This window comes from Enterobacter sp. CCUG 70166 (assembly GCF_020224095.1).
Classification (GTDB): domain Bacteria; phylum Pseudomonadota; class Gammaproteobacteria; order Enterobacterales; family Enterobacteriaceae; genus Enterobacter; species Enterobacter intestinihominis.
Genome location: NZ_NRIQ01000059.1, coordinates 1 through 22,028 on the forward strand (window position 1 = coordinate 1; position 22,028 = coordinate 22,028).

17 protein-coding genes are annotated in these 22,028 nt (G+C 41.5%); 15 read left to right on the forward strand and 2 right to left on the reverse strand.

Translation table 11 applies throughout. The features are described 5' to 3' along the window. Nucleotides 1-812 (reverse strand): IS5 family transposase (locus tag CKK19_RS22325; RefSeq protein ID WP_225455228.1); only part of this gene is annotated, 812 nt, incomplete at its 3' end. 443 nt (nucleotides 813-1,255) lie between these two features. On the opposite strand from CKK19_RS22325, the gene hdtA reads away from it, so the two are divergent. The 8 genes from hdtA (at nucleotide 1,256) to trhN (ending at nucleotide 13,805) form a co-directional block, all read left to right on the forward strand. Beyond that, a complete protein-coding gene (hdtA, locus tag CKK19_RS22330; RefSeq protein ID WP_000952689.1) occupies nucleotides 1,256-1,708 on the forward strand; it encodes a H transfer determinant A in 453 nt (150 codons plus the stop codon). Beyond that, nucleotides 1,698-2,123 carry a hypothetical protein gene (locus CKK19_RS22335; protein ID WP_000836981.1) on the forward strand — a complete coding sequence of 142 codons (426 nt, stop codon included), beginning with the start codon at nucleotides 1,698-1,700 and terminating at the stop codon, nucleotides 2,121-2,123. The genes hdtA and CKK19_RS22335 overlap by 11 nt, the downstream gene beginning before the upstream one ends. Before the next feature lie 8 nt (nucleotides 2,124-2,131). Beyond that, complete coding sequence (locus CKK19_RS22340; RefSeq protein WP_000235773.1) at nucleotides 2,132-2,686, forward strand: plasmid transfer protein; 555 nt, start codon at nucleotides 2,132-2,134, stop codon at nucleotides 2,684-2,686. 119 nt (nucleotides 2,687-2,805) lie between these two features. Then, nucleotides 2,806-7,110 carry an IncHI-type conjugal transfer protein RSP gene (gene rsp / locus CKK19_RS22345; RefSeq protein WP_001232109.1) on the forward strand — a complete coding sequence of 1,435 codons (4,305 nt, stop codon included), beginning with the start codon at nucleotides 2,806-2,808 and terminating at the stop codon, nucleotides 7,108-7,110. A 277-nt stretch (nucleotides 7,111-7,387) separates the two neighbouring features. After that, nucleotides 7,388-7,900, forward strand: coding sequence for an IncHI-type conjugal transfer protein TrhF (trhF, locus tag CKK19_RS22350; RefSeq protein ID WP_001286760.1), 513 nt, complete (start codon nucleotides 7,388-7,390; stop codon nucleotides 7,898-7,900). Beyond that, nucleotides 7,887-9,398, forward strand: coding sequence for a TrbC family F-type conjugative pilus assembly protein (locus CKK19_RS22355; RefSeq protein WP_001256132.1), 1,512 nt, complete (start codon nucleotides 7,887-7,889; stop codon nucleotides 9,396-9,398). The genes trhF and CKK19_RS22355 overlap by 14 nt, the downstream gene beginning before the upstream one ends. Before the next feature lie 144 nt (nucleotides 9,399-9,542). Then, nucleotides 9,543-10,598, forward strand: coding sequence for an IncHI-type conjugal transfer protein TrhU (gene trhU / locus CKK19_RS22360; RefSeq protein WP_181231580.1), 1,056 nt, complete (start codon nucleotides 9,543-9,545; stop codon nucleotides 10,596-10,598). Nucleotides 10,599-10,616: 18 nt separating this feature from the next. After that, the gene (trhN, locus tag CKK19_RS22365) at nucleotides 10,617-13,805 is read left to right on the forward strand and encodes an IncHI-type conjugal transfer protein TrhN (protein WP_000776701.1); all 3,189 of its coding nucleotides are present in this window, start codon (nucleotides 10,617-10,619) and stop codon (nucleotides 13,803-13,805) included. 28 nt (nucleotides 13,806-13,833) lie between these two features. On the opposite strand, the gene CKK19_RS22370 is transcribed toward trhN, so the two are convergent. After that, nucleotides 13,834-14,706: a hypothetical protein gene (locus CKK19_RS22370; protein ID WP_000771834.1), complete on the reverse strand. Its 873-nt coding sequence runs from the start codon at nucleotides 14,704-14,706 to the stop codon at nucleotides 13,834-13,836. A gap of 179 nt (nucleotides 14,707-14,885) precedes the next feature. Here CKK19_RS22370 and trhI point away from each other — a divergent pair, with 179 nt between their 5' ends. The 7 genes from trhI (at nucleotide 14,886) to CKK19_RS22405 (ending at nucleotide 22,022) form a co-directional block, all read left to right on the forward strand. Next, nucleotides 14,886-16,670 carry an IncHI-type conjugal transfer helicase TrhI gene (gene trhI / locus CKK19_RS22375; RefSeq protein ID WP_044704554.1) on the forward strand — a complete coding sequence of 595 codons (1,785 nt, stop codon included), beginning with the start codon at nucleotides 14,886-14,888 and terminating at the stop codon, nucleotides 16,668-16,670. 394 nt (nucleotides 16,671-17,064) lie between these two features. Continuing rightward, nucleotides 17,065-17,937 (forward strand): hypothetical protein, encoded by an 873-nt coding sequence (locus CKK19_RS22380; RefSeq protein WP_000041927.1) that lies wholly within the window; start codon nucleotides 17,065-17,067, stop codon nucleotides 17,935-17,937. Nucleotides 17,938-17,994: 57 nt separating this feature from the next. Further along, complete coding sequence (locus CKK19_RS22385; protein WP_000120822.1) at nucleotides 17,995-18,372, forward strand: hypothetical protein; 378 nt, start codon at nucleotides 17,995-17,997, stop codon at nucleotides 18,370-18,372. Between the two features lie 60 nt (nucleotides 18,373-18,432). Then, a complete protein-coding gene (locus CKK19_RS22390; RefSeq protein WP_000810361.1) occupies nucleotides 18,433-19,410 on the forward strand; it encodes a hypothetical protein in 978 nt (325 codons plus the stop codon). 57 nt (nucleotides 19,411-19,467) lie between these two features. Continuing rightward, complete coding sequence (locus tag CKK19_RS22395) at nucleotides 19,468-20,526, forward strand: ATP-binding protein (RefSeq protein ID WP_000063335.1); 1,059 nt, start codon at nucleotides 19,468-19,470, stop codon at nucleotides 20,524-20,526. A 131-nt stretch (nucleotides 20,527-20,657) separates the two neighbouring features. Then, nucleotides 20,658-20,831, forward strand: coding sequence for a hypothetical protein (locus CKK19_RS22400; protein WP_001176645.1), 174 nt, complete (start codon nucleotides 20,658-20,660; stop codon nucleotides 20,829-20,831). A gap of 63 nt (nucleotides 20,832-20,894) precedes the next feature. Next, nucleotides 20,895-22,022: a DUF3150 domain-containing protein gene (locus tag CKK19_RS22405; protein ID WP_000174396.1), complete on the forward strand. Its 1,128-nt coding sequence runs from the start codon at nucleotides 20,895-20,897 to the stop codon at nucleotides 22,020-22,022. The last annotated feature ends 6 nt before the right edge of the window (nucleotides 22,023-22,028 follow it).

The following is a 22,028-nucleotide window of genomic DNA, read 5'->3' on the forward strand; positions in this document are numbered from 1 at the left end:
GAGCGACGATTGTAATCTGTTGTCCATTTCCACCGCGCATTACTCCCGGTCATTCGCTGATTAGCCACTGCACGGTTACGGTCTGCATATTCACCGGGCCAGTAACCCGCACCTTTTCGGGGAGGGATAAGCGCGCTGATTTTCTTACGCCGCAGTTCATCGTGACATAGCCGGGTATCGTAAGCGCCATCGGCGGCGGCTGACCTGATTTTCCGGTGGGTTTGCCGGATTAACCCGGGGAAGGCCTCTGAGTCCGTAACGTTGTTCAGCGACAGGTCTGCACAGATGATTTCATGTGTGTTGCTGTCAACTGCCAGATGCAACTTTCGCCATATACGACGGCGTTCCTGGCCATGCTTTTTGACTTTCCACTCGCCTTCACCGAAGACCTTCAGCCCGGTGGAATCAATTACCAGGTGTGCGATTTCACCCCGGGTGGGCGTTTTGAAACTGACATTAACCGACTTTGCCCGCCTGCTGACACAGCTGTAATCCGGGCAGCGTAGCGGAACGTTCATCAGAGAAAAAATGGAATCAATAAAGCCCTGCGCAGCGCGCAGGGTCAGCCTGAATACGCGTTTAATGACCAGCACAGTCGTGATGGCAAGGTCAGAATAGCGCTGAGGTCTGCCTCGTGAAGAAGGTGTTGCTGACTCATACCAGGCCTGAATAGCTTCATCATCCAGCCAGAAAGTTATGGAGCCACGGTTGATGAGGGCTTTATTGTAGGTGGGCCAGTTGGTGATTTTGAACTTTTGCTTTGCCACGGAACGGTCTGCGTTGTCGGGAAGATGCGTGATCTGATCCTTCAACTCAGCAAAAGTTCGATTTATTCAACAAAGCCGCAAGATAGGTGAGAGACAGTACAATCGACTTCTGAGTTCAACTTGTCTTACCAGGAAAGCCAGCATACTTGCTGGCCTTTTTTTTGTTATAATAAACTCAGGCTTCAGCTGAATCTGTAAAATTACTGTTAATGAAACGGTATTTTAGGTTAATTTGGATGCTGTTACAGGAAGTGCGGATTTTTCCTAAATTTGTAAAAAACCTAAGAATTATCTTAATAAATCTGGTACTTAATTATTATTTTACGTAAAAAGTCTTTGTGGTTTAATGGTTATGTAAGGATTTTTTGATACCCTTATACCCGATGGACCTAAGGTCACTGACAACGATGTTCATGTAGAATCTTCGTTTCTGTAATCCCTTTTGTCCTTGTCCCAAATGATTGATTATTATAATAAAGGCTGATCGAATGCTATCTCGCAACTCACTAATACATGGTTTACGCCGAGACCAGTTAATCGGAGTTCTGACTATTTCAGAGTTTCCGGTAGTTATGGTAGAAAGCCACTTCATTCAGTCTGAGGTTATGGGAATAAAACCCGTAATTTTTAATATTGATGAGCTTCTTGTTTCTATATCCCCAATTTCCTCTCTTAAGTTCGATTGGGAGTGGGCCCCAGTTGATACAATACTCATTGAAGTTATCATTCCACCTGTAGAGTCAGACCTTGTAAGTGCAGAAAATGACTTCCTCCGTGATTCTGGTATTGGCCATATCCAGTGCGAGCCTGGCGGAGCATCAATACGACGTACAGTTACCTTCGTTGGTGGAATAACCGCTGATAACTTACTGTATCAGTTGAGGCTTATGTGCGTAAGCGCGTTAAAACTTTTAGGAGAGGAACTGGGGGATGAAGTCTAAGATTAGATATGTTTTATCTGGTTTTGTTGTGTTATGTGCATTTGCTGGAGTTTATAAAATCCTAAACAATGTTCCGGTTAAACCTGACCTTTTGGACTTCACTGGAAACACATTTAAAAAGACATCACTCTTCCTGCCATGTGATAAAAGCTCGCCTTCTTTAAACATTAAAATTGCTGATAACGAGAAAATCGTGATCAACGGCATCGCTTCAAAAGTAACTTTTGTTGAAAAGGCTGACCCCGTCAAAAGCCCTGGTTTTTGTGATGATCTTGATCTAAACAATTCTCGCCTTGTACATACGGCATCTTACAGCCTGGTGATTTCTGAAACCAAAACAGGATTTACACTATCAAATTTCAAGCATCTTGCCGATGATGAATCATTAGGCGGTATGTGGTTTTATCAAAAGTGACTTTTTATATGGCAACTTCAGACTTCGCTCTTAAAAACCATAATGTTAAAGCATTTGGTCAGGATGCAGCCCTTGTCATTGAGATGAACAATGAAGATGTTAGCTCATCAAAACCTTCACCTTTTTCAAATGAGATTGATAATTATTATCTTACATTGCACGTCGCTCCAAGGAACGCAAAAAAAGATTATGACTGGGGCTCAAACCGTTCTGTACTTCTAAAATTGTCGACGAATGAAGTTATGCAGATGGCATCTGTATTTCTTAGAATCATGCATACTTTAAAGATTGATAAGAGGAAAACCTCACATCATGGCCACGTCGTATACAAAAATATAAGCGTTACCCCAAACGAGAGGGGCGGTTTGTTGTTATCCGCAGGGATAGTTCCAGTCGATAAAGATGGCTTAAAACCCTTCATGCACATGGTCCCCGTCTCACAAATGGATTGCGTTAAAATTGGCCTCTACATACTTGGATATCTTGCTCAAAAAACGCCCTGGGTAAGCTCCGAGTCTATAATTACCGCGCTTCGCTTATCTGAAGCCAAGAATTCAAAATAGCGCATTAACATACGGAATATACGGAAAAATACAGGTTTTTTTAAATGTTATACGAACGGATATTTCTGTTTTTCATCGTAAAGTGAGTTTAATTTTGCTCAGAAAAACAGGTATTCGTCATGAGAAAATCAGGTTTAGGTTTAGCCCTGTTGTTTTCTTTAATTGCTCCGATTAAAGCGGTCTATGCTGAAGCGATTATGATTTCAGGAAAGCTACAGGCTGATTTGCCAGCCGTATCCTTTGACCCGGGGCCGGGCGACTTTGTTGCATACGTTAATTCTAACACTATCACTGCCTCAGGTGCAGGCACAGCCTGTAATGTAACGGTTGATGATCGAGCGACTTCCTCTGTTGATAACCTCGTTTGTTTTTTTGAGTGGTTACCCAATACCTTGGGATTAACTTCTAACGGCTTCACTCTTTCAGGCGTTCCCAACACCACCGGTGATTTAAAACTACCTTACAAGATTTCTTACTTCTCTGGTTCTGAACGGAAAAAAGTTGAAATAGTAAAAGGTGAATATTCAATCAAAAGTGTGGCACCGGTAAAACCAACTATCACCGGTCTTAAATCATCCCTGAACGGATTAGTCTATGACGGCTTTTCTTTCAAATCGTATTTAAAGGATGAAGCGATCAAAGATATCGCTGTTTCTGTTGAACCCCGCAATTATATTCAATACATCTCAATAGGTTCAGGCTCCGCCTGTGAAGTACCTATTGGCGGAACTTCCTGTACCATTGAAGTTGGAAGCATTAAGGCCAGTGATACAGATGAACTTTTGGGTTCACGTGATATCACAATTACAGCAAACTCTAAGAATAATTATTTCGCACCTCCTGAATCCAAAAAGCTTGTTGTTAACTGGGATTATCGGCCTCCTGTAGTAGACCATACACTTTGGAATTTTACCGATGAGGCTAAAACAATCAAAGTAGGTGGCCAGGACATCTATACCGGAGCCAAAACCGTTGCTGTGGCCGTTAAGGTACCCCAGCAAGAAACAGAAGGTGAATGGTGGCTCCCAACAGCTATGTCGCTCACTATGACTCCGGATGGCGTGTTTAAGCCGACGACTAAAGTGACTTTAGATGATGGCACTGAGATTGATTTCAAACAGTCCTGGGCAACCCCTTTACGTAGAACTTTACAGCCGGTAAGTGGACCTCAAAAAGTCGGTGATGAGTACCTCTATATCTTTGACTTAACGGATCTTATAAACGGGTCCTACGCAGCGACTTTTACAGTAGAAAATACGAGCAAAAACTCTTCTACGTACACTGAGCCTGAAAGCAAACTGATGCTGTCTGATAACCCAACGCTTATGGTTCTCAAAGATGGGCAGGTATTAACTAAACGAGCACCCGTATACTTCCTGAACGAGATTATCGTTGCAGCTTTCCAGGGGCAGGCTGGGGTTGCTGACATAAAATCAGTAACAATAGACAACAAAGTAGTTTCGTTAACACCTACAAATTATAAAGGTATTTACTACCTGCCGGTTGGAGACGATTTAGCAGTTAATTCGGATCACGAGATTACTGTGGTGGCTGAAAACCTTTATGGAAAAAACGTAAATTTCAGTACCGTGTTCACTTATCAACCTACTGGATTCACTCTTAAGAATCTGGAAAAAAACGTAACTCTTTACTCGCGCGTACGTCAGTATACGGACCTGCTTAGTCAAACAGCTGGTGATAAATGCACTCTGTTTACCACAGAGGAAAATGCGAATGCTTACCTCGCCTGGTATGGGGAAAAATCAGATGTTACAGCATGCTACCCTCAGTGGAACAATGTCCCTGATGGGTTGGAGTTCTATTTTAAAGGACGTACCCCGGGTCTAACTGGATTCTTTAATAAAACAGGTGAGAATCTGCTCGACTATCAAGTCTATATGATTAACGGGAAGGGCTCTAAAGCGGTTTCCGCAAGGAATCGCCGTACTCTGACCACACAATTACCATACAACCCGATCATCTCTTACAAAAAGAATAAAGTCATAGCAGGCATCAATCCGAACACTGCTCTGGCTTATACGACCGGGGGGGAGGCCGCTCGAATATTAGCGAAGGTGGTACCAGCTGACGTTACGATGATCGTCTCTCAAAACGGCTCTGAGGCTGTCAAAACGTCATTTAAAAATCGTTCCTCAAACAACGATGCAACGACCTTTGTACAAAGGGTCAAGGTTGCTGCTGCACCATTGTGGACAAAGAACGTCTTTGACATAGCTGTAGAATACTCAAAGGATCCAGAATTAAGAACTACAGACACCCTCAACGTATATACGGTGCCTGATTTCAATATTCGAGCATCGATGGAAGTGGATGACAAAAAAACAGCCACATCTCTTGAAGTGCCCTTAAAGGTAACAGTGGGGCGTTATAACAACTCCACACGTAAAAGTGCATTTGACCGTAAAACAATGGGAGAATGGGACGTCACGATATACTCTCAAAAAAGTGTATACGGCAAAGATCCAGAAACAGGCCGTTATAAAACTACATACGAAAGAACTGCGCTGACTGAAGCATTGCCGGTCAATGATGCGGGCATTGTCGAAACCAAGATTAAAATTGAAAATATGGATCTGGGTAATATGCGTCTGGTTGGTGTGGCTAAGGTCAGATCGCCATTCTCTGATTTTGAAATGAAACGTGAGACCAGTGCTGTAGGCATTCGAATCTATAAAGGTGAGGAACTGGAGGGTAACCTGTCGAAAAGCCTTATTATCGGAAGGATCCCACTTAGTACTCTGGTAAGCTTCAAATCTGCCAGTACGGCTAACTCTGATGCACTCGCCCCCACCGAATGGCAGCAGTCCTCTGATAATGGTCAAACCTGGACCATGCTTTCCGACATGACCGGAAAGAGAAGTGTAAGTATCAAAAAGACAGAAGTAGGAAAGTGGCTTTATAGGGCAAAAATGACTAATAAATTCACATCCAAGATTTCCTACACAGATGCCTTAACGGTAGTTACCTACAAGCAGCCTAAGCTCAGTATAGATGTTACAGACATTCTTCAGGGCTCAGATATACCTGTAACCCTGCTTGATAACGATGAACCTATACCAGCAGGCACCGCTGAGGTTCTCTGGTCAGAGGATAAAGTCAACTGGGTGCAGGGAGATACAACTTACACTGTGGCTTCAGCTGATACCCTACCGTCTACGATTTATGCCCGGATGCGTTACCTTGATTCCGATGAACTGGCAGAGGAGTCTTCATGGAAGGAAACGTCTGCTCGGTTGGCAGCCGCAAAACCCAAGCGCCTTTCTGTCTCGGTAACGGGGGTTTCAAAGGTAGAGGTTGGTCAAAAAGTTACTTTGGAAGGTAAGTTCACGAACCCTAACAGTAAGTACCAGAATGGTAATAACGTAGTTGAAGAATGGAAAACACCGGATGGCCAGACATTTAAGGGCTCTTCACTGTCTGTTACCCTTACTGAGCAAATGTTGGATAAACAGGGATATGCTGCTTTTGAATACAGTGCATGGTTAGCGGACAATAAGGAGAATACGGTTTCTACCCGTAGAGTTTCTGTCAAATCGTGGGTTTATAAATTTCCCGAGATGAAAATAAGCTCCAAACTTAAATACGACATGGCACCGACCACCCTACGCGTTGCGTTGAGCGGTATTAAGGATGGAGACTATCCTGGTGTTACTTATTCCCGTGAATGGATCTACGACAAAGAGAATCTGGTAATCACTAAAGATGAAGGTGACACCAAAGAATTTACAATTGAAAATCCTGGCAAATATACATTGATGGTTGTTTTCAAAGATAACCGAAACAATGAACAGCGTATCGAAAATACCTTTGTTGTCGATGAACAAACGCCAATGAACGTTGAGATGACACCCAAGTTCTCTAACAAATATATGAGAGCTCCACTCGATGTAACCTTAAGGTCAAACATCAAGCTATCTCATTCGGCGGACTCGATAGATACGGTCACATACAAGGTGAACGGTGAAGTAATACCCAGCGGCAAAAATTATTGGGCTCAACTGATCTCGGGTTTAAAAGAAAAGAAATACGAGATTACAATTGATGTTGTTAGTAAACTTGGACAGAGAGGTTCAGCATCTGTTGAGTTTGATGTCGTTAAAAACGCAGTGCCTAATTGTACATTGAGCTACACGGAAACCAACCTAAGCTGGAGCTTTACCAATAAATGTGATGATACTGATGGAAAAATGGTTAGATATGAATGGTTCATCAACGGCGAATTAAGGAACGTTTTCGGTAGTACGGCTACACTTTCTAAAAACCTTAACCGTGGTAAGCAGGACATAAAAGTAATTGCTTATGATGATAGTGGAGACTTTGCAACACAGCACGTGACAGTTTTCGGACCGGCTGAAGAGGCAAGTAAGTCTGAAAACACTGTATCAATACCAAGCAGTGAGTAGTTAATTTTTAAATATAAAGCCGGGACATTATGTCCCGGCTTTTTTATACCCAATAATTGGACCTTTGAAAAATTAATGTCGGAAAGTAACTTTGCTCCAAAGGCATCTTTCATGGCCGCTAACAAAGCTGCGTATACATGCTGAGGAATTAACATTCTTATAGGTGAATATTAGGTTGGTTTGCAGACTTCCGAGCGTTGAAAAACATGGATAATAATTACTTGGATAGAGGTGCATCTGCCTAGTAAAAATATTCTTCAGTGCCAGTGAGAAAAATATGAGCGACTACATACCTAAAAAGAGAGGGCTGCTTATACTGGATTGGTATGTCCCCCTTAATATTTTATTGCTGATTCTCGTTATGTGTGTCTTTTTCACCCGTTATACATTTGGATACGGTTTATTGAATGGGTGCCTGCCTGCTGATTTTTATATGATTGATCATTCGGATAAAAGTATTAAAACTGGTGAACTCATAGCATTTAACATGCCGAAATCGGTACGTTTTATCCCAGAAAATGAACGAGTCATAAAAATTGTTGCCGGTGTGGGCGGTGACAAACTTAAAGTAACAATGGATGGGGTTTATAACGGGGACAAATTTTTTGAAGCTAATGCACGTCGTATTTCGAAGAAATACAATATTCCGTCCATTTTGATTGAAAAAGAATTGATAATTCCTGAAGGCGAAGTTTTCCTAATTGGGCAAACCGATCACTCATGGGATTCCCGTTTTTGGGGAACAGTAAAGCTGAATTCAGTAATTGGGAAAACATATGCGATCTTTTAATGTAAATAAAAAATATTTACCAATACTTCCTGGACTTGCGTTATGTGCAGTTTTAAGTAATACAAATGCAAGCACTGAGTATCAACATGATGCTGACCTAATCGCTCAGCAAGCAAAAGGGCTTGGGGCACAGGCTAAAGGTGCACAGCAGCCAGATGGGGCTCTTAGCCTTGATGCTACGCTAAAATCACCAGATGTGCAGAAGTACATAGCGCAAGCTGAAGCACTCCAAAAAAACCAGGACCTGAGCAAGCAAATAAACCGTGGTTACGTCCCCGGTATGAATGCGGATAGTGTTCAAGCAGTTATAGACCATACCCAGGCTATCAGGGCCCAAAGTAATAACTCTGAAGCTGTCAACGATATAATTAGAAGACGTGATGAAATTCAAGAAAACGCCAGCCTTAATGAAGCGGCTCTGAAAGCTGTGGAAAATAAGCCGGAAGTCATGCGAGGACAATCTAAAAATATCGAAAAATTGTTTGGTTCCTCGGGCATCACAGCTGCTGACTTCGAAAGAAAAATGGATAGCACACGTGAAGAAGCACTATCAACTGAAAATGGAATAACGATCTTTGCTTCATTTAGCTTGCCGGATTATGTACTGGAAGACCTTCTACGTACGGCCTCAGAGCATAAAGCTCGTGTAGTTTTCAATGGTCTAAAGAAAGGAACTACTCGGCTACCAGAGACACAGGCAGCAATAAACCAAATGATTGTCAAAGGAAAATTTGAATCTCCTTTGATTACAATTGATCCTGATAGCTTCAGTCAGTATCAAGTAACTCAAGTACCGACAATTATTTCTAGGGAGCAAGCTCGTTTTGCAAAAATGGTAGGCTCCTTCAACGTTGAGTTTTTTCAGCGAGAACTTGCTAAAAAACCCGATCAGGATATTTTCCCGGTTGCTGGTACCACTTATCCCGTTGAAGAAAAGAGCATCATTAAAGAACTGGAAGAACGTGCACAAAAATATGACTGGGAAGGTGCAAAAAAAAGGGCCGTTTCTGACACATGGAAAAATCAATGGATGGTCGACCTCCCTCCTGCCCAGGAACACAAAGAATTTTTAATTGACCCTACAGTGAGGGTCACTCAGGACGTAAAAGATAAGCAGGGCCGTGTAATAGCTTCCGCCGGTGAGTTGATTAATCCACTTTCGAGATTTCCTCAAAACCTGACGATGATAATTTTCGATCCACTCAATCCGGGCCAGCTGGTATGGGCTGAGCAGCAGTATCGACAACGTCTGGGTAGTGGAAAAGTAATGCCAATGTTTACCCGTATCCAAAAAGATAATGGATGGGATCACCTAAATGATTTACGTGAAAAATTTAACGGTAAGGTGTTTAAAGTTAACGAACAGATCATCTCACGCTTTCAGATTAAAAACACACCTGCGCTTATAACTACTGACCAAGATAAATTCCGGATCACCCTGTTTAGCGAGGCAGAAGTCCGTGGTATCGGAGCCCCAAATCTTTCAGAGGAAAAATAAGATGAAACTCGGATTTATTATAGGCGCTCTCTTTGCAACATGGCTGACGCTAAATTATCCGGACCAGATGAGAAGTTATTTTACCAAAGCCGTCGACTATATCGAAAGTGTTGCAACATTTATTACATCCAAGTGAGCATGATGGTGAAAAAATTCAAAAAGTTACTTTTAGAGTTCATTGTAGCAGTTATGCTTTCGCTTTCTATACCGGGTATGGCTATGGCAGCAGATGCTGGAGTCCCTGGGGCTATGTGTCAGTCAGCTGGAGTGTGGCAGGGCTTGATTAAGAATATCTGTTGGAGCTGCATTTTTCCCATGAGGATAATGGGCATAGGGGCAGCTCCAGAAGGCGCTGCTCCTTCACGTCCGGGTTGCTACTGCACAGATCAGAACGGCGTACCGGAAATAGGTTGGCAATTGAGCTTCTTTCAGCCGGTGAAGATTGTAGAAGTTGTAAAGAGCCCCTGGTGCAGCCCCTTTCTTGAAGGCACGATGCTTCAAAAATCGCAGTTTGATATTGGTAAAAGCAACACAAATCAGCCAATGACAGCAACTGAAGCCGGATTTTACGATGTTCATCTTTGGGAGTTCCCAATCATGACAATGCTCAAATTACTGATTATTGGCGAGTGCACTGCTGAACCCTATATAGATGCCAGCCTGACCTATATAAGCGAAGTGGACCCTATGTGGGAAAGTGATCTGCTTACACTCGTCCTGAATCCAGAGGCAGTAGTTTTTGCAAACCCAATTGCCTCAATGGTGTGCGCTGCTGACTGTGTAGCAGTAACAGCAGGAAAGGATAATCTCGCTGCATACTTTTGTGCCGGATGCGATGGCAACCTTTATCCATTAACCGGCCACATTTACGCAAATGATGACGCTGTAAGGACGAGTTCACTGATAACCCAGCGTCTTCTGACTAAACTACATCGCCAGGGAATGCTGATGCGAACGATGGGAGCAGACGCAATGTGTGAGAAAACGTGGGAATACTTTACACCTCGTTCCCAGTATCGGCTTTCAATGCTTTTCCCAACTCCTGAGGCGAAAGGGCCGGATTGCTGTCATCGTCTTGGTGATTCGGTACATGACTGGTCAACCCTTAAAGGTGGGCGCAAAAAAATAGGCAATGATAATTATGTCTATATGTTGTGGCGTTACAATGACTGTTGCGTCAGATATATACCAGGCGCTTGATTTCTAAGGGTAAAAATAATGAAACTTAGAAAAACGATAGCTTCAACTATTATTGCATCAATGATTGCCAATACTATGAGTTGGGCTTTTTATATCTCTCTCATAAATATGGTAATGACTCCTCGTATTTATGCGGCAGACGCTATATTTGACCAGCTCGAAAGTAACTTTAATCTTGCTAATCCTAACGCAAATCGCAATGCGACAACCAGTGCTCAGGACATTGTTGAGAAGTACAAGAATGCGGATTCAGGCGAGAATGTCAGTGGGAAGATCACCGAGAAATACGTGGGTAAAGCCGAATCCGCTAATCTTAATCTCGGAAAGTATGGGGCAGGGAACTCAAATGAAAGTGTCATGAAAAATGCCGCATCCGATGGAAAGTCCATTGGTAGCGCCGTACAACTGCCGAGTATGTCTGGAGGGACAATCAATTCAAACTATACCAAGGAAGGGGCAAAGCTGCTCTCTCGGGATGCTAATGGCAACATTGGTATAAGCAGTAATCCCAATACTACTCCTGGAACCAAAACAAATACCGGAGAGATTTTCAGCTCAGAGCAAAAGCACAGCGATATTAAGTTCAATGCCGCAGATCGTTATGGGGATGAGGATGGCTTTGTAAACGATATAAAGAATCGGAAAAGCCAGTTATTTGATGCTCAAAGTTATGATGGCGTTGCCTACCGCACCCTCGTAAATGCTAACAAGGACAACCCGGCATCATCTATAAAGCCTAACGATCCCATGTTTACTGCGGGGAGAAATGAGATAACAAATGCTGTTGCTGGTACTGGAAACTGGCTTCAGAACTGTAATGTTGAGACCTCTAAAAAAACAGTAACCACACACTATCCTGATTACAAAGAGTTCTACTGTAACTCGCCTAAGCAAGATAACTTCAGCAGCTGCACGATAACCCGTGATTTTTCAGTCCCTGTTTACATTTCAGGCGGAAACGGAGACATGTCGATGTGCGGCGATAATTGTGTGCGTATATGGTTTGGTCGCCGTGATGACAACTACTGGAGTGACGGGGTATATGATAACGAACTGACATTAAAATTCCATCCGGATGCAAAATTGGCCTCAGCAAAGATTGTTAACGCGGAGTGGGATGACCACATGCGGGTAACACTTGATGGCACGCAGATTTTTGCTCACATAGATGGTGCATATCGAGAAAGTGACTATCCGGCTCCTAAGGGATCTTGGGAGTTAAAAAAATCGTGGAAACTCGACAAGGTTTACGATGTGACTGATAAGGTCAGAAAATCGGTGTATGAGGAGCCTGATCGAGAAGTGACAATGGCATCCAGAGTATGGGTTGGTGGGAAGGGTGAAGGGTATTTTGAGGTTGAGCTGACTTTTGAAAATATGAAGCTCGAAGATAAGCACGTCCAGGAACCAGCTGGTTGTTACGATGCTGTACAAGCTCCGAATACATTCTGCCGTTTCGATCGGTTTAAAGATATGGATGTTGGCACAAAACGGCTTCCGGAAAGCGTGCTTTCATTGGCAAAGCCTCTGTATGAAGGTGATAAAGGATTTCTTACCTGGAAGACAAACCTTGAAGGCTACTTTTGTGATCCATTGGCCAAAGACAAAATTTGCTCTTATGACGCTAGTGGAAAAATTATGAAAGACGCTAATGGAAAGGACCTCTGTTACAACTATGAAGAAATAAAGAGTATGCCTGATGCATGTAGTGCTTATAAAAATGATGCAGCATGTGTACTCGATAAACAAACATGTGCAGAGGGTTGGTTCGATGAGGGCACTAACAGTTGCTACATGTATGAACAGAAATACACCTGTGACAGAGGGAAGGATGTAGTTCGGGAGGTTGAATCTTCTACAAATGCCTGTGTTGGCATGATCCCATGTTCAGGTGGAACATGCGAAACTGGGCCAAAGGAAGAGAACAACGATTTTGGAAAAGTTGCGGCTTATTCAAACATGGTTCAGTACATGCAGGGCGAAGCCAAATGCGAAGACCCTAACGATGCCAATTCATGTTCCGTCTTTGAAGGAAAACCTGAATGGTGTGGTCGTTCAGTAGGCTTTGTAAATGGCCTGGCAAAGACGGACTGCTGCGAAGCACCACAGGGAACCGCAGGAGCACTTGAAGGTATCATGCTTGCCGGATCTATGATCAGAAACACAAACTGGACCAGAGTTAATGCTCAGCTAATAAAATGGACCGGCGGTGATACAGGTACATGGGCTTCTATGTCTAATGCGGTCGGAGAGTGGACTGCATCAGCTGGTAAAACAGTAGGGCAAATGTGGAACAACGTCACGAGCTCCTTAACGAGCGTATATGAAAACGTCGCTGGTAATCTAAGCAGGGCAGTTGGGTCTTCCGCAACTTCTGGAGGGGCAGGAGGTGCTGGCCAGTTGGCACAGGAAACAATGTCCAGCTTCGGTATAGGTCAGCTTAAGCAGATGGCAATGAAGAAAGCCTACGAATTGCTACCAGATACAGTTCGTGACTTTGTCTTTAAGAACGTTGCTACTACCGGAGGAGAGGTTGTCTTCTCGGCTGCGGTTCAAAACTTTATGCTTGCATTAAACGTGATCGGTTGGATTTATACAGCCTATCAGGTCACTAAAATGCTTTTAGAAATGTTGGTAGCATGCGACCAGAAAGAGATGGAAGCTTCTATTCATAAGAATCAAAAATCCTGTTTTACATTAGATACGGAACGATGCGTCAAATATCTGAATGTTGGTTTCACAAAGAAATGCGTTAAAAAAGCAACAGACATGTGCTGTTATAATTCCATGTTGTCACGCGTTATTATGCAACAAGCTTATCCGCAATTAGGAATAGACCCTGTCGCCTCTAATTGCGTGGGGCTATCAATAAAGCAAATACAGCAACTGGATTTCGATAAAATTGATCTGACGGAGTGGATTAATGATGCAGTTCAGGTAGGAGAAGTTCCTGATCAATATTCAAAATTCTCCGAAGAATCAATTGTGGAAAACTTACCATTCCAGAATGAGAACTATCAACTTCCATCAGAACGTACCAAGGAAGCAATGGGCGGTGAAGAAAATATGATAAAGGCCAGACAAGAAAATGCTCAGGCTATAAAAGAGGAAAATGTAGATTGTAGCTATTTACCTCGACCGGCCATATGTGAGGTAGGTTCAACTACGCTGGATCCGGTTACGGGCAAGCAGTTGCCGAAATATTGAAGAAGGGGCCGTTAGGCCCCTTTTTTAATTACTTGGCTTTCAATGTTTTTTCTGGGAAGCCTTTTTTACCGTATTCACCGGTAAAGAGGTAATAATCTTTTCCGTTGATGGAGGCTGCAACACCCCCTGGAGTTGTTGTATTTGGGCTATCAGAACGGAAAATGATACCCGAAAAATCAGCGCTTGTTTCGTTTCCTTTAAATGGGATGAACACATAACGAATTACAGCGTAATCACCAGCGGGAAGGTTTAGCTCAGGAATTTCGGTTCCTGTTGCGGGGCGAATCGCCTGAAAGCTGTACATTGAATCTGTAGGGAAAACATCAGCATCAGGCTTAGAGGGCAGATCACAGGTACTCCATTTATTGACGACTGCCATATCAATTTTACATGTGGCCAGAGCTGCTTTCTGTTTTTCAGGGTTGTATCCAAATGAGGCCTGAGTTGCTTTTGTATGCTCAAAAACATACTTAGCTCCCTCACGTACCAAACTTTCATCATTGTAAGGCAATTTTTTTGGATTGGGGACGAACACTAGGTATTGATTGACCTGGATGTATTCGGCGTCAGAAGAACTGTACAAAGAGCTGAGGCTCATGATCCCAAAACCTTTTAGACCGCCTGTTACGTAGCCCATCGAACTATTGATGAGATACTTAGAAAGAAAGTTGTCGGCATCCCCTCCAGGAGTAACCTCTTGCTCCTTAAAATTAACGTCGAAACCAGCAAACGAATAGGCATTCTTGGCGACAGAATCATTTGCATTAGCATGCCAGTACTGGCCGTGACTGTACGCATTCAGAGCGGTGCCTGGCGTAGTGCCGGTGTCACCGGCACAACCCGATAGGGAAAAACCAATGACGACAGAAGAGACCAGAGATACTAAACGTAAAAGTTTCATTTAAAGCCCTTTTTGTAATGTCTTTTGGAGATGGAACCATTATTCCATAGTCACGCGTTTCACAAACAACCTGATTGCATAAAAAAGGAAAAAAAGTGATTTCCAGTAGAACCAGCAGTACACAAGAAAAGCGCTTTTATAAAAATGTATAATTATTAAAACGAAGTAATGAGGTTGAAATGGGTAAGCCAACAGAAGAGCAAAGACCTGTTATCGAGAATGCTAGCGCAAACAATATGGTGATAGCAGCGCCTGGATCAGGCAAATCGTTCACCATGATAGAAGCGGTTATATCGATTCTCAAAAAGTATCCATATGCAAGAATCGGGATGGTGACCTTTACTCGCGCTGCAACAAACGCACTTGCAGCAAAGTTACAAAAGCGATTGAGCAAGAAGGATCTTGACCGGGTGCTGGTGGATACTTTTCACGGACTCGTTAAGAAGCAACTGGACATGATTCGCTGGCCGGGAAAGATGTTGATAGGGCCAGCACAGAGATCTGTCATTCACCGGGCTTTGAAAGAATCCGGTGTAACGATGAAGTTTGCTGAAGCTGAATTCGTTATTGATGCTATCGGCAGAGAAATGGATACGGATGTGATTTCAGTTCGGCATAACAGACAACAGATCCATTTGTTTAATACCTATCAGGCGTTATGCCAGAAAGACCATGTGGCGGACCTCAATGCTCTTTCAAAATTTGTTGTCGGTCAAATGCATTCGGGAAAAATGCGCACGTTAGATTTGACACATTTGATAGTAGACGAAGTTCAGGATACTGACTCTATACAATTCTCATGGATAGCATTGCATACAAGAGCTGGAGTCTATACGAGTATAGTTGGAGACGATGATCAGGCCATCTACTCCTTCAGATCCTCAGGAGGAGTCAAAATATTTCAACAGTTTGAAAAACACTTCAGACCTAACATATTTTACTTAAACACATGCTTTAGGTGTGAACCTGAAATTTTAGAGGTGGCCGGAGCACTGATAGGAAAGAATGTTTACCGTTATGCCAAAGAGTTACGCTCGGCAAAAAAGGGAGGGGGAAAGGTCACTTTTCGTTCATATGTAGATATGGAGGAACAGATACAGGGTATTTTAAGCCTTATAAATCAGGATCCACATGGATGGGCAATTCTAAGCCGCAATAATGCTCACTTGGATGAGCTAGAAAGTTTGATCGAACAGCCAGTAATTCGTTACGGAGGTAAATCATTCTGGGATGAAAAAGAAACAAGCGATGTGTTAAGCCTTATGGCCTTTTTCCGACAATCAAATGATCCTCGCTTAATGAAGAGAGTATTGGCATTGTTTGGAGAACAGGAATCAGTTTTGGATGAAGTGGCATTGAGTATGAGAGGAAGAAAAGTTACTTTTGGCGACCTTGCCATCCCGGAGGACAGTTCTCTCGAAACAAAAACATTACATTCAAACTTCGTGCGCTTTACCCAGGAAAGTTCTGATAAAGTTGAGATAGCAAAACGTTTCGCCAACCTTACGAAATGGATGGAATCGTCGTCAATCAAGATGAGGAGTAATAAAGGTACAGCAACCTTAACAAAAATTGCTTTAGACACTTGTAAACAGTGGGCAGAAAAGACTGGTTGGATGAATATGATAAATCGTGCTGCTGCAATGTCATTAGGCCCTAGGAAGAAGGACGAGGAATACAGCCCAGAGAAAGTAGTCCTATCAACCTTGCATGGTTCAAAGGGTCTTGAGTGGAATAAAGTAATAATAATGAGTTGTAATGCGGATCAGATACCAAGTAAAAGATCAGTTGGGGAGGAGGCAATAGAAGAAGAAAGACGTTTGCTTTATGTTGGATTTACGCGTGCAGAAAAGCAACTTTTTGTAATGTGGTATGGTGATCCTTCTTTCTTTTTAAGAGAATGCAGTGAAGAAAAGATGAAAGAAGCAGCTAATATTCGAATTTCTCCACTTTATACAGAATAATTCGATATGGGCATTTACTTATGCTTAAAGCTATAGTATAAAAACAATGAGCTTAAATATCAGCTCCCAAATTTGAGTAACTTTGCTTAAAGTTACTTTCGCGTTAAGCGTTGATTTAGCCGTGAAAAGCGGCCAGCTTAAACAAGCTGTAAGACACCACCGGCAAAATGTCACCTTTGTCGCTGGTGCACTTCCCATGCCTGCAAAAGGCAATCTGAATTTACCAAACCGTAACTAATTTAGCTCCTCCTGGGGCTATTTTTGTTGCGTACTTCTAATGCCAGATAGTATAAATCAGGCGGTTCATAGCTTACGGGAGATGAATGACAGGCTTTGCCTTCGTGTTGAAACAAAAATTTGTTTCTTCCTTCTTACTATATATAGGTGACCCCAAATGTCTAAAAATAAAGCTCGCAGTAAAGCCCTTCATCAAACCTTTAGTGAAATTATTCCAGAGATGGATAAGGCGCTAAACAAACAGCTCTTAGAAGTTCTGATGAAATATACAGAACGTGATAATGAACTGATTGTTATTTTGAATGAGGACGGCCCAAATATCATTGAACTTAAGTCTCTTAAGCCTGTGTCTTTGTTGGCCGAAAAGCTTTCTGCTTATTCAAGCTATTATCATGTGGATGTTGTGGAGCTCGTGGTCAAGAAAATTGATTTCGAAGGAGCTTATAAGCTTCTTAAAGCTTCCCCAGATGTACCACTTTTTAAAAGCTTAACTGAACTGGATAAATATCTTGTTGAGGAGTTTGAAAAATACGGATTAAATTCATTTCTTGACGTGGATAATCTGGATTACTCACTTGAAAAAGCCAGTGAACTCAAAAATGAGCAGTTAATAAATTGGGTTTCGGACATCATTTGCAAACGTGAAAAATTAACTTTACGTAAGCGTTTTGATGTCGCAGTAAAGGCCCACTACGAAAATGTAGAAAAAATGTATGATACCATTCGTCCGTTAATGAAAAAACTGGGTTTCCCAGAAGATCTCATGACGCACACCTTTAGTGAGTTAAGCGTTTTTGAAACTAAAGGATGGGACCATGCAATAAAATCGAAAATTGAGACTCTCGCTAAGCGTGAAACTCAATATTTAGATGATGCGGCTAAAGCAGAGAATCGACGTCTTGTAACAGAGAAGTTGGAGAACTCTTTAGCGATTGCACCAACTAAACCAACAAGAAATTGGTTACATATTGCCGGAATTGCCTGTTTGGTAGTCTGCACGTTCATGTATGTAACTAATAAATTTATTTAATCCTGTTAAGGGGGAACCCTAACGGGGCTTCTCTTTGAACAAATCGAGGAGCGGAAAATGTCATATCTTGAATATATCAATGAAGTAAAAGTGTCCGGGATAGTTATCAGTGCTGTGGAGAAAAAAATGACTGACCAGAGTATAGGTTTGTTAATAAAGCTCAAAAATAGGATGAAGACAGAAGTTGATGGTGAAATCACTGAGAGAGAATTTTCAGTTCAAATCAAGGTGTCGCCTGAAATGTATTCAACCTGTTTCACTGGTATAAATCAGGGTGATGAGTTGATGGTCTCCGGTTATATTGTTGTCGATACTATTATGATTGAAGGGAGAGAACATCCTCTTGACTACATGAGAGTGGTAGCAACAAGTAAGTTGGCTCACATACCTAAACCTCTAAAAGGTTTTGGACAAAGTAGCTTTAATCAGATCTGACATTAAACCCACCCTAAAGGGGAGAAATCCCTTCATGGGATTTCTCCTTTTGGAGTCCCCATGAAACAAAAATTTAGGGCTACTGCAATAAGTAGTAATCAACTTAGTTTTTTTTCTATATTCGATATAGATGAAGATGAAATAACGCAAATAGTTGATTCACCCAAAGAGCATTTAAATGATGCATACACGTCCGGATTAAACTTTAAATCAGATGAAAGTAACATTTCTGAGATAAATTATGATTCTGAAAGGCGTGAAAATCACCTTTATGAAAAATCCAAATTACTTAAAAATCAGATTTTGCATACAATTAATTTTGCAGCAGAAACAGATTATCTATATTCGGTTGAAGAATATAACCCAGATTTGGGTGGTCTGGTAATAGAATGGACCCCTGAGGATGTGTATGTTGTTTTTCTATCCGCTATGGAAGAGTCTTTGGAAATCATTAAAGAACTAGTGTTGAGGAGAAAGTTATTCTTCAAAGATGACAATGGTAATATCACAGTGAATCCACTTTTAGAAGCTGAAACACGGTGGTATATGTCAAAATCATTTGAATACACTTGTTTATCTCATGGACTTGATGCATGTGAATTTAGAGCGGAATTAAAATCATGGCTCTATTATCATTCGCATCGTTCGATTAGTGAAAACACGAAATTAGCTGAATGCAGGAATGATGATGAAATCATTTTGCATGATTGCAATGACGATATGGGCTGGGACATCTTCTTTGATCAGGATTATTTAATGTCAGAAAAAAAACTGGCTGTTAAATGGACTGACAGGGAAATTATGGATGTTTACATAAAAGCTTTTAAATCCACATTAGAGTTGTTTGACGAGCTTGTTTCATGTGATCTGTTAACTAAACGAAACGCTTTTGGCAAGTTAGAAATAAATCCAATATTCGAAAATCATTTTGAATGGATCATGTCTGAAGCTTTTGAAATAGTGGGAAATCATCTTGGTTATAATGTGCCTCAAATCAGGAAACTGATGGCAACTATTTGCCAAATGAATCTCAAATAAAATGCCACTGGCAAACATCTGCCAGAGGGCGGTGTTTGCATTTTACCGGAGTTAAAAATGTCTAATGCCGCTATGAAGTTAAATGAAACATCTTCTGATGCTTATGAAAAATTAGAAGCTCTTCTTTCCCCGGATGTTATAAAGTTAAAACATTATGTGGATAAAGGTGAGTATCTTTTAGTTCTAGCAAAGGACCTTTTTGGTATTCCAGAAATGGATCCAAAGATGGCTGTGCCTGTTTTCAAAACTAAAACCTCGTATCGAGCTCCGCTGAACAAAGACTACATACCAAATCCCCGAATACTTGAACAAGTGGTTAAACTGCTTATCAGTCCGGATATAGATTTAAGTGTGTGTCTTAAAGGTGAGTCCGGTTCTGGCAAGACTGAAATGGTAATGTACATTAGCCACATGATGAATTGGCCGCTGACAATTAAGCAGATCAACAGCAATATTCGAGTTGATGAGCTTGAAGGTGAGCGCAGTCTTAATGGTGGTAATACAGGTTTTGTACACAGCGATTTGGTAACGGGATTTCGTAATGGTCACCTCATTCTTCTGGATGAAGTGGACAAAATCGATCCTGATACGGCAGCAAAACTTCACATGCCCATTGAACGTAAGCCCTGGTCACTCAGTGCTAATGGTGGTGAGGTTATAACTGCTAATGGCTACACGCGATTTATTGGTACTGCAAACACAAACATGAGTGGAGGCGCTCGCCGGTTCGTTTCTTCTCAACGTCAAGATGCAGCTTTTATAAAGCGGTTCTTGATAGTTGAAATGGAGAAGCCCGACAAAGTTGCTTTAACCAATGTGCTTACTAAACGATATAGCTCTTTGCCTTTTCAGGTCATTGAGAAGTTCGTAAGAGTAGCGATTGCAGTAAATGACTCTGGTACAGAAGACAGTGTGATGGATATTCGTCAATTAGTAGCTTGGGTTGGCACGTCGATGACGTTAAAAACCTTTAGTCTTCTTGACACTTTCAAAATAGCTTTTGCTTCTGCTTTACCTTTACATGTGGTCGATCTTGTTCTTCAAGCTATAGATCTTTCTCTTGGCGAAGACAAGGATAAATCGCTGGAGTATTTCACAGCAAAAAAGTCGAGTTAGATGGGATTTGTTATGAAACCTCTGATATTTGTATCTCAGAGTTATCCCATCTTGAATTTAGTGCGTTTTTAAGTACGGATGGTGCTGCTACCATTGCTATAGCAAAAAACGGAACTAATTTTACTGGACTTATGCAACTGAATAACGACTATTCTTTATTGTTTTATCATGATGGTAAAATAAATATGGAAGGTCTAATTAAAGAAATGGAATTAAAAGGTTATATGTATCAGGGAGCAATGGGCAATGATGATGTTGCCGCTGAGTTTCCCGGTATTCTTTTAATTGCACCAGAGAAGCTTTAATATCAACCCTATCGGGAAATCTTTCCCGTTGGGGAGGGTTTCCCCTTTTTTTTGGAGAAACCCATGACTTTAAATACTTCAATGCTTAACAAAGTATCTGCAAAACAAATCTCTGAGAATTTTGCAAAATCATATCCAGATTTACTGGAAGGTGCAGTTATAACAAAAATTGAAATAAGTGGCTGTCAAGGATCGCGTCGAACCGATAAAATCGATTTGTCTTATGATGGAGATGATATTACGGATCAAAAAAGCGTATCTAAAAGCGAAGTACGTTGGATTGACATAAAAGCCCTTAGCTTCAAAAGTACGATTACCAGCAGAATATCAACCCTTTGCTCACGCTTGTGCATCCGCTATAGCAATATGTGGATTTTACCAGTTTCCAGTATGGAAGAGTTTCTGGAAGGGGCCCAAGAGATTGAACGAGAGTTTCAGGCAGGTATTCAAAACGTTGTAGACAATTATGAGATGCATATTGAGGCTGAAAAAAATAGAAGCCCAAGAATGTCTTCTTTGATTGATCAGTTGAAATTAACTAAAGATGATTTCATAAAATCCTTTAGATTTAATATTGCTCACTTTATTCCTTTTACGCCTATTAGCGTTGAAGGTGATGAAACCCAGGACTACTATCAGGAACAATTGATAACAGATCTGGCAGAAGAAGCAATGAGGGTTTATGAAAAAATTAGTAAAAATAATAATTTGCGCTCAAGTACTATTGACCGACTGAAGCAAATGCAAAATAAGATCATTAGCTTCATGTTTATACATAAAGAGGCGGCAGTACTTGCAGAAGCTATAAAACACATAATGAATAATTTACCTAAAGGTGCCATTTCTGAACCTCGCGACGTTGCGGTGTTACAGCAGTGGTTTTATTTCATGAGTGATGCTTCAATGTTAAAGCGTATTATTTCAGGAGAGCAAAAGGTTACTGACTGGTTGGAATCTATTACCAGATCATTTAATCAAAGCTCACAAACAGAACCGAACGCGCTACAGAACACAGGTATTGAAGCTATTTTAGATTCAACAAATGTGTTTCAGGTTGAACCTGTCGTAGAGAACGATATAAAAAACAGCACGTTTTCAAACACTGATTCTGTAGCTGAACCTGAGAAATCAGTTTCGCAACAGGAAGACAATGCTGAAAATGGTTTTGATATCGAGCTCAAAGGCTGGTAACTGTTT

Bases quoted from the DNA above. Each gene is read 5' to 3' on its own strand.
- CKK19_RS22385 (WP_000120822.1), top strand. From the start codon at position 17,995: ATGTCATATCTTGAATATATCAATGAAGTAAAAGTGTCCGGGATAGTT.
- CKK19_RS22400 (WP_001176645.1), top strand. From the start codon at position 20,658: ATGCAACTGAATAACGACTATTCTTTATTGTTTTATCATGATGGTAAA.
- trhN (WP_000776701.1), top strand. From the start codon at position 10,617: ATGAAACTTAGAAAAACGATAGCTTCAACTATTATTGCATCAATGATT.
- CKK19_RS22405 (WP_000174396.1), top strand. From the start codon at position 20,895: ATGACTTTAAATACTTCAATGCTTAACAAAGTATCTGCAAAACAAATC.
- rsp (WP_001232109.1), top strand. From the start codon at position 2,806: ATGAGAAAATCAGGTTTAGGTTTAGCCCTGTTGTTTTCTTTAATTGCT.
- CKK19_RS22340 (WP_000235773.1), top strand. From the start codon at position 2,132: ATGGCAACTTCAGACTTCGCTCTTAAAAACCATAATGTTAAAGCATTT.
- CKK19_RS22395 (WP_000063335.1), top strand. From the start codon at position 19,468: ATGTCTAATGCCGCTATGAAGTTAAATGAAACATCTTCTGATGCTTAT.
- trhI (WP_044704554.1), top strand. From the start codon at position 14,886: ATGGGTAAGCCAACAGAAGAGCAAAGACCTGTTATCGAGAATGCTAGC.
- hdtA (WP_000952689.1), top strand. From the start codon at position 1,256: ATGCTATCTCGCAACTCACTAATACATGGTTTACGCCGAGACCAGTTA.
- CKK19_RS22335 (WP_000836981.1), top strand. From the start codon at position 1,698: ATGAAGTCTAAGATTAGATATGTTTTATCTGGTTTTGTTGTGTTATGT.
- trhF (WP_001286760.1), top strand. From the start codon at position 7,388: ATGAGCGACTACATACCTAAAAAGAGAGGGCTGCTTATACTGGATTGG.
- CKK19_RS22370 (WP_000771834.1), bottom strand. From the start codon at position 14,706: ATGAAACTTTTACGTTTAGTATCTCTGGTCTCTTCTGTCGTCATTGGT.
- CKK19_RS22380 (WP_000041927.1), top strand. From the start codon at position 17,065: ATGTCTAAAAATAAAGCTCGCAGTAAAGCCCTTCATCAAACCTTTAGT.
- CKK19_RS22355 (WP_001256132.1), top strand. From the start codon at position 7,887: ATGCGATCTTTTAATGTAAATAAAAAATATTTACCAATACTTCCTGGA.
- CKK19_RS22390 (WP_000810361.1), top strand. From the start codon at position 18,433: ATGAAACAAAAATTTAGGGCTACTGCAATAAGTAGTAATCAACTTAGT.